Annotated in this window: 10 protein-coding genes; all 10 read left to right on the forward strand. The window is 39.9% G+C overall.

Translation table 11 applies throughout. The features are described 5' to 3' along the window. Positions 1-632: 632 nt before the first annotated feature. The 10 genes from E7L17_RS06360 (at position 633) to E7L17_RS06405 (ending at position 11,352) form a co-directional block, all read left to right on the forward strand. On the forward strand, positions 633-1,934 hold the full coding sequence (locus E7L17_RS06360) for a DUF4417 domain-containing protein (RefSeq protein WP_410470650.1): 1,302 nt from the start codon (positions 633-635) through the stop codon (positions 1,932-1,934). Positions 1,935-2,380: 446 nt separating this feature from the next. After that, the gene (locus E7L17_RS06365) at positions 2,381-3,769 is read left to right on the forward strand and encodes a DUF4417 domain-containing protein (RefSeq protein WP_316322416.1); all 1,389 of its coding nucleotides are present in this window, start codon (positions 2,381-2,383) and stop codon (positions 3,767-3,769) included. An 11-nt stretch (positions 3,770-3,780) separates the two neighbouring features. Next, positions 3,781-4,401 (forward strand): hypothetical protein, encoded by a 621-nt coding sequence (locus E7L17_RS06370; protein WP_316322417.1) that lies wholly within the window; start codon positions 3,781-3,783, stop codon positions 4,399-4,401. Between the two features lie 679 nt (positions 4,402-5,080). Beyond that, positions 5,081-5,272 carry a DNA-binding protein gene (locus tag E7L17_RS06375; RefSeq protein WP_316322418.1) on the forward strand — a complete coding sequence of 64 codons (192 nt, stop codon included), beginning with the start codon at positions 5,081-5,083 and terminating at the stop codon, positions 5,270-5,272. 45 nt (positions 5,273-5,317) lie between these two features. After that, on the forward strand, positions 5,318-5,992 hold the full coding sequence (locus E7L17_RS06380) for a response regulator transcription factor (protein ID WP_316322488.1): 675 nt from the start codon (positions 5,318-5,320) through the stop codon (positions 5,990-5,992). Continuing rightward, positions 5,980-7,164 carry a HAMP domain-containing sensor histidine kinase gene (locus E7L17_RS06385; RefSeq protein WP_316322419.1) on the forward strand — a complete coding sequence of 395 codons (1,185 nt, stop codon included), beginning with the start codon at positions 5,980-5,982 and terminating at the stop codon, positions 7,162-7,164. The genes E7L17_RS06380 and E7L17_RS06385 overlap by 13 nt, the downstream gene beginning before the upstream one ends. A gap of 59 nt (positions 7,165-7,223) precedes the next feature. Further along, positions 7,224-8,105, forward strand: coding sequence for an ABC transporter ATP-binding protein (locus E7L17_RS06390; protein WP_316322420.1), 882 nt, complete (start codon positions 7,224-7,226; stop codon positions 8,103-8,105). Between the two features lie 116 nt (positions 8,106-8,221). Further along, positions 8,222-9,181, forward strand: a complete 960-nt coding sequence (locus E7L17_RS06395; RefSeq protein ID WP_316322421.1) for a hypothetical protein — start codon at positions 8,222-8,224, stop codon at positions 9,179-9,181. After that, positions 9,178-9,846, forward strand: a complete 669-nt coding sequence (locus E7L17_RS06400) for a hypothetical protein (protein WP_316322422.1) — start codon at positions 9,178-9,180, stop codon at positions 9,844-9,846. Before E7L17_RS06395 ends, E7L17_RS06400 begins: the two co-directional genes overlap by 4 nt. Positions 9,847-10,449: 603 nt before the next feature. Then, positions 10,450-11,352, forward strand: coding sequence for a TIGR01212 family radical SAM protein (locus tag E7L17_RS06405; RefSeq protein ID WP_316322423.1), 903 nt, complete (start codon positions 10,450-10,452; stop codon positions 11,350-11,352). The last annotated feature ends 56 nt before the right edge of the window (positions 11,353-11,408 follow it).

The following is an 11,408-nucleotide window of genomic DNA, read 5'->3' on the forward strand; positions in this document are numbered from 1 at the left end:
TGAGATTTTAGGAAAATTATAGTAATATTATGAATGCGTACAAACATTAATTTTTACGAGGCACTGATAAATGAAATTGAAGTGTTCATTACACAAAAAATTGAAAGCTTGTATATGTTTCTTAATCCAAATTCTCGATGTCAATATACGCAATAGTCTCTTTATTTCTCACTTAAAGCTAATTAAATAAAATTTTGCATTATTTTTATTACACGAAGTTTTATCTATAAACTAATATGCGCAAATAATTTTGTGCATTAGCTATTTAATTTAATTATCTTCCTATGCTTTGATCATTGCACTTTTTCTATCCTCGCCCTCACCAAAAAATAGCAGCATTATTGATGAGTCATTCTGAGTACGGATCATTTACCTGAACCTGTATGCTGTTTTTATTGAAAATCCTTATATATTAAGTGGAAAAAGAGCATGTAGGTTCCATTCGCTATTTTTCATTTTTATAATATAATAGAAGAAACTTGCATGTAATAGAGCAAGTTTCTTCTATTATATTCCTTAATTAAGAAAAGACTTCAATCTTTATCCTAATTAAGGAGATGCTTTTATGACAGAAGAAAATTATAAATACCGTACAAGTCCGCAATCAATTTCGTGGTGTGGGAAAGCTGGAAATGCCTGTAATTCCTAAAGTGCATTTTGCAGAGGATGACTTTACTAATCTAAGGCTAATCGGTTTTGATAAAACCAGTTTGGAAAACAATAATCACTTAAATAGGATGGTACACTTCTTTCTATATGACTATAAATTTGAACGAGTATGGAAAAATCCAGATAATGAGCTAGAAAAACTGAAAAGATATCGAGCTGTATTAACACCAGATTTCAGTGTTTATCGAGAAATGGCTTCAGTTATGCAGCTTTATAATACTTTTCGCAACCGCTGGTGTGGAGCTTATTTTGCTTCAAAAGGGATTCGCGTCATCCCATCAATAAGCTGGGGGGATGAGAATACATTTGATTTTTGCTTTGAGGGAGTTTCTAAAGGCAGTATAGTAGCCGTATCGACCTATATGGTGTCTGAACATAACAATCGCAGCGATCAAAAGGACTTTTTCCTAAAAGGCTATAATGAGTTGCTACGTCGGATTGAACCAGAAAAAATTATATGCTACAGTGAACCGTTTCCGGAAATGCAAGGGGATATTGTTTTCATCGATTATGACTTAAGCTCATGGCGATATATGAATGATGATCCTTATGTGCCATCCAAGTATCTACCCTATATTATAGGCGAGAAACCGCTGCCTCCCAATAGCAATATTATAATTAAAAGTGGAATGGTAATTAGAGATGGTGTATTATCAAAAGGGATGGGAAGTGCCTTTGGTGGGGAGTGGAAACCGAATCCAAGCAAGCCGCAGGATCTCGTATTTAAGGGACAACCAAATACAATACAGCGGATTTTCCTTCCAACAAAGAAAGGCGGATTTTGGGTAATAGCAAAATATGATGCAAATGGAAATGCCATTTTAGTCCGCCATGAGACGGAACATGCTCCCGGAAGTGGCCACTCAAATCCACATGACCACATAATAGATTGGAATAATCCTGATAAGCATCCACAACCAGGTAAAGCAATCAATTATCCCGACGATAAAATACCAGAGTTCAAATCTTTTTATAGAGGGGATACCAGACGTATGAGTATGTATCATCCAGACGATGTTTATGGTTTTCATACTATCAGTGAGTTTAAAATGAGCATGCGCTACGGAGCGGAAGTTGTAATAGAATGGGATGGAAAGGAATATGGCATTTGGTCAGAGGAAGGTATAATCCGAATAACATGTACCAATGAGCCGGAGAAAGAATCTATTTTTTCAACATCTGATGACGCACTTGAATATACTCTTGGTAATGATCGCCTGCGGGATGTGATTACAAAGGTGACAGTCATTGAACGAACGATTTAGAGGAAATACTGTATGCAGACTGCTCGCAAAATAGCAAATAGATTGTATAAAAGAGGTTTATAAGTTAGGATGTTTCTATCAAGAGACGCCCTAATGATTCCTTATTTCCGTGAGGTAATATACATAGACTGCTTTGTATATTAGCTATTTGATTATAGCAGTTTCTTATTTTTAATGATTACCTACTTTCTATTGTCAAACCGCCCCAAAAAATAGTAGCACTATTGATGGATCATTCTGAGCACGGATCGCCCGCACCAATGAAAAAAGCAATATGTGAGGTTTCGAACCTGCATATTGCTTTTTGTTTACCAAATTTTAAGTGTTTAGATTGACTGCGTCCAACGCTGCGGTAGTTTAAAAAGTTGCCCTTTTGAGGGAAACTTTCACTTGTTTTTGCGGGATAAGTGAAAGAATGTTTTTCCTATTTTAAAGGAGGCAACAAGATGACGGAAGAAAATTATAAGTATCGCACGAATCCTCTTTTCCTTCGCAATCAGTTCAAAAGGAAAGGAAAATTGCAAATTCCGGTTATCCCCAAATTTGAAATTCAGCCGGACGATTTCAATGATTTGCTTCTCATTGGATTTGATAAAACCAGTACTAATGATACAGAGCACTTCAACCGTATTGTTCACTTCTTCCTATATGATTATAAATTTGAGCGTGTCTGGAAAAATCCCGATACGGATATGGAAAAACTGGAACGCTATCGCGCTGTGCTTTCTCCCGACTTCAGCATGTATGTTGAGATGGCGCCCGTACTGCAGCTTTACAACACATTCCGAAATCGCTGGTGCGGAGCCTTTTTTGCGTCAAAAGGGATTCGCGTCATCCTATCAATAAGCTGGGGGGATGAGAATACATTTGATTTTTGCTTTGAGGGAGTTTCTAAAGGTAGTGTAGTAGCGGTATCTACCTATATGGTATCTGAACATAATAATCACAGTGATCAGAAGGGCTTTTTTCTAAAAGGATACAAAGAGTTGCTGCGTCGTGTAGAACCCGAAAAAAATATATGTTACAGTGAACCGTTTCCGGAAATGCAAGGGGATATTGTTTTCGTTGATTACGACTTAAGTTCATGGCGATATATGAATGATGATCTTTATGTACCGTCTAAATATGTGTCTTATATTACAGGGGAAAGATCGTTGCCTCCAAATAGTGAGATTGTCATTAAAAGTGGAATGGTAATTAGAGATGAAATATTATTAAAGGGGATGGGAAGTGCTTTTGGTGGAAAGTGGAAGCCTAAAAAGCTAGATGAAGAGCGCTTTTTAGGTAAGCCGGGGGAAATAAAAGAAACTATCGCTAGAGGTGGGTATCGTAGACTTACAAAAATTGGAGAAGATGGCCGAGCTATAAGAGAACGCCATTATACAGACAAACCAAATTCAAAATATCACACGAATCCCCATGACCACAGTATTGATTGGTCTAGCCAATTTCCAAAACTTAGCCCCCCGATTAATTATGACGACACTATCCCAGAATTTAAAAGTTTTACAAAGGTAGATCGTATGAATACATTTAAAAGAATGAACAGTGAGGAAGATGATCGCTTTAAATCAATTAGCGATTTTAAATGGTGCATTAGTGCAGGTGGCGAAGTTGTGTTTGTTTGGAGCGGAAAGACCTATGGAATTTCCCCTAAACTAAAAAAATCACCAGAGTTACCAGAACAAATTTTAATCTCACAAATTCTTATTGAAAATCAAGAGGAAACTGAAATGTGGTGTGATTCGCCCGATGAAGCTTTAGAATATCTGATTGATGGTGTTCGTCTACGTGAAATTATCACAGATGTCGAAGTAACAGACCGTACAATTTAAAACATACGGCTATGATGAGCATCCTCATAAATTCAATATTGAATATAGCATTTATCCAGTATGTTAAAGGACAACCAAATACAATACAGCGGATTTTTCTTCCGACAAAGAAAGGTGGATTTTGGGTAATAGCAAAATATGATTCAAATGGAAATGCCATTTTAGTCCGCCATGAGACGGAACATGCTCCCGGAAGTGGCCACTCAAATCCACATGATCATGAAATTGATTGGTCTGAGGGGGTTCCAAAGCCAGGACCACCTATTAACTATTGGGATGCTGAACCACCGATTTTTAAATCTCAAAAAGGAGTAATGAGTATGCGGTATATGCTTGGGGCAAACACACCGGAAGAAAACCGTTTTAAAACTATCAGCGATTTTAAATGGTGTATTGAAGGGGGCGGTGAAGTAGAGTTTTGTGTAGGAGAACGGGTCTTTGGTGTTTTTCCCAAATTGAGGCGTGCTCCGGAAGCCCCGATGCAAATTTTGATTTGCGAAAAATATGTTGAAGATCAGCAAGCCACAGAGCTATGGTACAATACGGCCGATGAATCCTTAGAATATCTAATTGATGGTGTTCGTCTACGTGATATTATCACAGAAGTAGTAGTAACAGACCGCACAATTTAACTGTTTTGTGGGTTATTCAGTGCACGTATCACCCGTACCATAACATTAGGTCAAAATAGATACAGGACTAAAAAAGGCAGTGTTTATGTGGCCTTGCGAAGGTTTTGAATGAAAATTCAAGACCCTCGTTTTTCATAGATGCACCCTGCTTTTTAACAAGAAAGCGGGGTTTTTCTTGTTTTTGGCCAGAATTAGTCCGGCAAACAATTTAATAAAGCCAATACCCTAAGGGGCAATTTTGAAGCGGCTGTGTTCTTCGTAACTGAGAAACACAGCCGCTTTTTTGTGCCCAAAATCTTAGCCAAAAGGTACACAGCATTAATCCATCCGTAGAAGAATGGAACGGCGAGCTGTGTCTTAGCTTTTGGGATAGCAGCGACCGCTTCTTTATCAAGCCGGAGGATGAGCTGAAAGGAAGCCAATCCTTTGGCTTTGGCATGACGATGGGAGGAATGAAGTAATGCCAAATCATGTAACCAATATTTTAAGAGTATCCGGCGATCCGGAATATGTCAGGGCTATGTTCGAGGCCATCAAGGATGATAAGATTGGCCTCGGCAGTATTGGCTAACGAACCAATGGTGATTGTTGCCACGAACATATTTAATAAAAGGGATTGTTGATTTTATTCGCTGTTACGTATATTCTATAATCACCATAACATGGTGGAGGAATACAAATGCTTTATTATATATCTGTACAGCAGGCTTCTGACAAATGGGAAATTTCCAAGCGAAGAATACAAAAGCTCTGCGAAGAAAATAGGATTATTGGAGCTGTCCGTTTCGGGCGTGCATGGGCAATTTCAAAAGATGCGGATAAACCATTGGATGCCCGCCTTAAAACCTCTAAAAACAAAATTGAAAAATGATTGAGATTTACAAACTAATATAAATTATCCACAAGGAGGTGTATGATGCGAACAAAAATTTTGATTGTAGATGATGAAATCGATATTGTGGCCATGTTAAAAGGTTTTTTTGAAAGTAAAAATTATGATGTGCTGACAGCAACCGATGGTGTAGAAGCGATTAAGCAATCCGAACGACAGCCTGACATTATTTTGCTTGATATTAATATGCCGAATTTAGATGGATTATCTGTCTGCGAACGTGTCCGGGATTATGTATCCTGCCCTATTTTATTTCTGACGGCGCGAATTGAAGATGCTGACAAAGTCAAAGGATTTGCAGCGGGCGGCGATGACTACATCCTAAAACCGTTTTCTATTATCGAGTTAGAGGCAAGAGTAGCGGCTCACCTACGCAGGGAAAAACGCCGAGTCGTTGAAGCAAAAGTGAAATTCGATGAGGGTTTTACCATTGATTATTTGGAAAGATGTGTATACTGGAATAACGAGGTAATCCCATTTGTGAAAAAGGAATTTGATATTATAGAGCTTTTATCTCAAAATGCCGGACAGGTCTTTGATAAAGAGCGCATCTATGAAAGGGTGTGGGGATATGACGGCGAGGGTGGCAGCAGTGTGATTTTTGAACATATACGGCGCATCCGGTCAAAATTAGCTGCTGCTAATTGCAGACCGTATATTGAAACAGTATGGGGGTGTGGGTATAAGTGGAAAAAATAAAGGATCGATTTAAAAACCTATCCCTACGCAAAAGCCTTGTTTTATATATTACTCTATTTGCGGTGGTTGCCTTAGCATTCAGCATAGGGATCACGCAAGGCTGCCAAATGGCAGAAGAACAAATCTATGCTAGCTATCCTCAAACAGAAGAACGATATTATTTGACGAATGAAGCCGGAGAACGCTTAGGCGAGGGAGGCTTAATCGGAAAGGAAAACACCCTTTATACAGTGCAAGACAAGAGAAGTCTGCAAGTGATCAATGTGATTGAAACCTTAACGGTACCGCTTTCTTTTTCCCTGTGTATGTTTGCTGCCGTGTTTGTTTTTTATCGCATCAAATTAAAAAAGCCGCTTAATGCTTTGGATATGGCTTCAGAGCGTGTTGCAAACAATGACTTAGACTTTAACATTAATTATGAGAGTCTTGATGAAATGGGCAGGCTCTGTGCCTCCTTTGAAAAAATGAAGTTCTCCTTGCAACAGAACAACCTGCTTATGTGGCGTCAGATGGAACAACGCAAACGCCTCAATGCCGCTTTTGCCCATGATTTGCGCACTCCGCTTACGGTTTTGAAAGGATATGCCGAAATACTGCAGTTCTCCAACGATAGCTTAGCTGTGAAAGAAACGGCGCTCACGATGTCTAAGCATATTAACCGACTGGAAAGATATGCGGAAAGTATGAGTACATTGCAACGAATGGAGGATATTGTACCTGATTGCCAAAGAATTGAGATAGATAAATTTGCAGATGGCGCAGAACAGATTGTAGGCATGATTTGTCAGAAAGCAGGAAAGCAATGTCATTTTTATTCTTATGTTCAATCAAAGGAAGCTTTATTGGATAGTGAAATGTTCGTGCAGGTTATAGAAAACCTTGTATCCAATGCAGCTTATCATTCTAAAAGCAGTATAGAAGTCACTTTGTCTGAAATGGATGATATGCTCAGTATAACGGTGGCTGATGATGGTGCAGGGTTTTCAGCTGACAGTTTAGCGAATGCTGCAGAACCCTACTATACGGAAAACTCTGACAAATCAAACCATTTCGGATTAGGGTTATATATTTGCAAAATACTCTGTGAGCGCCATAACGGTAGCTTGGAAATCAGCAATACCGATAATGGTGGAAAGGTTATAGCATTTTTCAAGAAAGGAAAGATACAGTAGAGAAAAAATTGGAATTTGCATTCTAAAATCTCCTTATAACGATAAGGAGGTTTTTATTTATGGTCATCCAGACTTTAGATCTTACAAAAAAATATAACCCCAAAGCGGCCGCACTCAATCATGTTTCCTTGAGTATTGATACCGGTATCTTTGGTTTGTTAGGCAAAAACGGTTCTGGTAAAACAACCCTTATGAGAATCCTCACCACCTTGCTTACGCCTACGGATGGAAAGGTGTCCATACTCGGAATGGAGGCAACAAAAGCAAATCAAGAGGAAATCAAGCGCAATATCGGCTATCTCCCACAGGAATTCGGATTCTATAAAGATTTTACCGTATATGAAATTATGCAGTATATGTGCCTGCTGCGAGGAACTGAAAAATCTGCACAAAAAACGATGATTCAGGATTCGTTGGAAAAAGTCAATTTGACCGGTCACAGCAAAAAGAAGTACAAGCAATTATCGGGAGGCATGAAGCGCAGGGTAGGCTTGGCACAAGCCATCATGCACTCTCCTCCGATTTTAATTGTGGATGAACCAACGGCAGGCGTTGACCCTGAAGAACGAATTAATATCCGAAAGCTGCTTAGCACTTATGCTGAGAATCATGCCGTGTTATTTTCGACCCATATCGTAGAGGATATTGAATACACCTGTAATCAACTGGCAGTCTTGGATGGTGGCAATCTATTATTCACCGGTGAATTAGATGAACTTCTGCATCTGGCAGACGGCAAAATATACGAGTGTGTTTTTGATTCACTTACTCAGTTCCAAGAATTTGAGCAGCAAAATAAAGTGATATCCTTCAAGCGAGATGGCTCCAAAACGAGAGCCATTGCTATAAGCGAATCCAGGGATTTGACAAACGCTGCCCTTTACCGTCCCTCCCTTGAGGAAGCATATGTCTACCTTACTACACGGAGGGCGCAAAAATGAAAAGTCTTCGATTGCTTGGTTTTGAATGCAAAACACAGCTGTGCAGCGTGACATTTCTAATTATAATCGCAGTTTTTACCATCTTTGCAGTTTCACAGCTCACAGAAGTATTTCACATGCCGGTAAAAAGTGAACAGGATATACGGGCATTGGACAAAAGTGGCGAAAGGGATTATATCTTTGTCAAAAACACAGAAAATGAACTGAGAACACAGTCTGTCCAATTCTTAAAACAAAGAATTGAGGATGGTTCTATCCCGCAGAATAGAGCTGCTGAATTTGATAATGTGTTTGAAATGCTGGAAAGCGGCACACATAACTTTGATGATGTTCTGTTAGAAATACAGGGCAATGAAACGGTATCACCGTGGCTTTTGGCTTGCAAGGCTCAATTTGGGCAAAGATTTGGGAGCGTACAAGAAGTCAACCAAATGATACTGTCCGGCTTGGGCAATGCCAGTTACAGTCCTAAGCTATATGAAAAGTATGTAACCTATATACAAATCATTGCATCGCTGATTATTTTCCCTCTATTCTTATTTTTGTTTACAAGGGATTATCGTCACAGTATGGTTGAAATCGTTTATAGTCAACCATTGAATTCAAGCAAATACCTGATACTAAGATATTTAGGTGCGTTTATTCCGCTCATGCTTTATTTATATGGGCTTGGACTAATACTCAATTTGATAAGTGCCGCACGGTTTGTAGCAATGGGATATGCATATGAATATACATTATTTTCACCGTATTTCATGACCTGCATTTTCCCTACGGTTTTCTTTTTTAGCGCATTGCTGATGGTGCTTATGTTGCTGATAAAAAAAGTAACTGCGGTTTTCCCTCTTTATATTATTTTTGTAATATTAAACGTAACCCCCAAAGTGTTTGGATCGAATGGAGAGTGGATAAAAGCAATAAGCCCCATTATTCGACTTGATGGAGCACAAAATATGATGCAAGACATCATGTTCAACCGTATTGTTTGTCTTGCATTAGGTGCAGCTTTCCTTGCATTGTCCTGTAAGATTTATAAACGAATGAAAACGGATTTGAGAAAGGGGATTACCATATGAAACTTCAAGCTAAGCTTCTGTTTTCCCCTGTCAAATGGTTGATATGCCTTGTGTTTGTCTTCATCATACCAATTGCTATGTATGTTCCAACTTACTTTGATTTTGTAAATGTATCAACCATCTACCTACCCTTTATAGGTATCGTCTTGTTTTCCGATATTGCTATTTTGGATAAGGGAAGCAGCACGGAAGAAATCGCATATTTGTCCGGCAGAAAACCTATTCGGATATTTCTTCAAAGATATCTGATTTCACTGGTACTCTTGCTTCTATATATTTTACTGGCAAATGGCGCATTTCGTATCATGCAGCAGTTTAGAGGCGAAATAATGATTGAGCCGATTTCGCTGTTTACTTATATCCTAAATGCTGGGGGAGGAAGTCTGTTCATCGGTGCAATGGCTATGGCAATTAGTGCACTGATTAATAATGTGTATGTAGGATACGGCTTTTCAATTGTGTATTGGTTGTATTGGAATATCAACTGTCAAAGAGAAGCCTTTGTTAACCCTTTTCCGTTTATCGCCAATCCAACATTTTATGAAGTTCCGCTTGCTATTATTTATGGGCTAACGTTGATCGTAGTCGCATTCACTTGTTCTCTTTCTACTAAAAGCCCATTTTATCTTTATGATAAAATACGCAAATGGTTTATTTCGCTTTAAGCAACTAAACCCTATTCTTAAAAAACAGTACTCGCCAAATAAAAAACGGTGCTTTGGCAGGACTTTTCCCATGCTCTAATATCTTTTGCCATCCCTCCAAACCCGTAAAGTTTGGAGGGGTTTTATATGTGTTGGTCTCTACAGACTACATCGCTGTGCATTTGCTGCAGCGACATTAAGCCATCTGCGTAATCAATTTGTACATAGGTAGCCTATTAAAGAAAGCCTATGTTCCTCAGTGGAATACAACGAGTTGCTGCGTCGTATTGAACCGGATAAAATTATATGCTACAATGAACCATTCTCAGAAAAGCAGGGAGATATTGTTTTCGTTGATTATGACTTAAGCTCATGGCGATATATGAATGATGATCCTTATGTATCTTCTAAATATGTATCTTATATTACAGGGGAGAGGCCATTACCATCAAATAGTAAGCTTATCATTTCATACTATCAGCGAGTTCAAAACGAGCATGCGCTACGGAGCTGAAGTTGTAATAGAATGGAGTGGAGTCTGTGAGGAGCATCCCCATAAATCCAATAGAATAGGAATTTGCCAGTTGTTTATACCAATACCATTACAATCTTCGGAGGCCATTTATGCCACACACATACCTCACTGCAAACGTCTATTGTCGTCGGCTATTCGGCGAAAAAGTCTATAAATTAGCACTATCTGCCTCGACTAACTGCCCCAACCGGGACGGTACGGTGGGAGTGGGTGGCTGCGTGTTCTGTTCGACGGGCGGCTCTGGAGATTTCGCCGCGCCAGCTGTATTTTCCGTTTCGCAGCAGATTGACGAAGCGAAGCGGATACTCGGTGCTAAGGGCGAGGGACTTAAGTATATTGCATACTTTCAAAGTTACACCGGCACCTATGGTGACCTTGCGCTCCTTGAGCACATCTACACGGAAGCGACGGAGCATTCGGACATTGTTGGACTGTCTATTGCAACAAGGCCAGATTGTCTTGGGAGAGACGCGTTGGCAATGCTTGCGCGGCTGGCGGCGAAAAAGCCCCTCTGGGTGGAACTGGGTTTGCAGACCTCAAACGAGGAGACGGCAAAACGAATTAACCGAGGTTATCCACTCTCGGTCTACGAAAAGGCGATGGCAGACCTGAAGGCGATGGGTATCCATCGAATCACCCATGTTATCCTCGGTCTACCGAATGAAAGTCGGGCAAATATGCTGGCTACCGTCAAATACGTTGGGCAGTTTACGGATGGAGTCAAGCTCCAGTTGCTCCATGTGCTTGAGGGAACAGCGCTGGCGGAGAGTTACCGTCAGGGCGAGTTCCGAACGCTAGAGCCGGACGAGTATTACGAATTGGTAGCCGATGCGTTGGAACTGCTACCGGAAAATGTAGTTATCCATCGTCTTACTGGTGATGGCGCAAAGCGAGATTTGATCGCGCCGAAATGGAGCGGTGACAAGAAACGTGTCCTTGCGGGTATAAATCGGGTGCTCCGTGCAAGAAAAATCCAACCGGCTAGAGAATAATGTGAATTTATTCGAGAGAATTCAGGGTCACTCTGTATCGCAGAATATAAACGCGT

The organism is Clostridium sp. (assembly GCF_032576335.1).
Taxonomy (GTDB): Bacteria; Bacillota; Clostridia; order Oscillospirales; family Acutalibacteraceae; genus Faecalispora.

Bases quoted from the DNA above. Each gene is read 5' to 3' on its own strand.
- E7L17_RS06390 (WP_316322420.1), top strand. From the start codon at position 7,224: ATGGTCATCCAGACTTTAGATCTTACAAAAAAATATAACCCCAAAGCG.
- E7L17_RS06365 (WP_316322416.1), top strand. From the start codon at position 2,381: ATGACGGAAGAAAATTATAAGTATCGCACGAATCCTCTTTTCCTTCGC.
- E7L17_RS06405 (WP_316322423.1), top strand. From the start codon at position 10,450: ATGCCACACACATACCTCACTGCAAACGTCTATTGTCGTCGGCTATTC.
- E7L17_RS06400 (WP_316322422.1), top strand. From the start codon at position 9,178: ATGAAACTTCAAGCTAAGCTTCTGTTTTCCCCTGTCAAATGGTTGATA.
- E7L17_RS06375 (WP_316322418.1), top strand. From the start codon at position 5,081: ATGCTTTATTATATATCTGTACAGCAGGCTTCTGACAAATGGGAAATT.
- E7L17_RS06395 (WP_316322421.1), top strand. From the start codon at position 8,222: ATGCCGGTAAAAAGTGAACAGGATATACGGGCATTGGACAAAAGTGGC.
- E7L17_RS06370 (WP_316322417.1), top strand. From the start codon at position 3,781: ATGATGAGCATCCTCATAAATTCAATATTGAATATAGCATTTATCCAG.
- E7L17_RS06380 (WP_316322488.1), top strand. From the start codon at position 5,318: ATGCGAACAAAAATTTTGATTGTAGATGATGAAATCGATATTGTGGCC.
- E7L17_RS06360 (WP_410470650.1), top strand. From the start codon at position 633: ATGCCTGTAATTCCTAAAGTGCATTTTGCAGAGGATGACTTTACTAAT.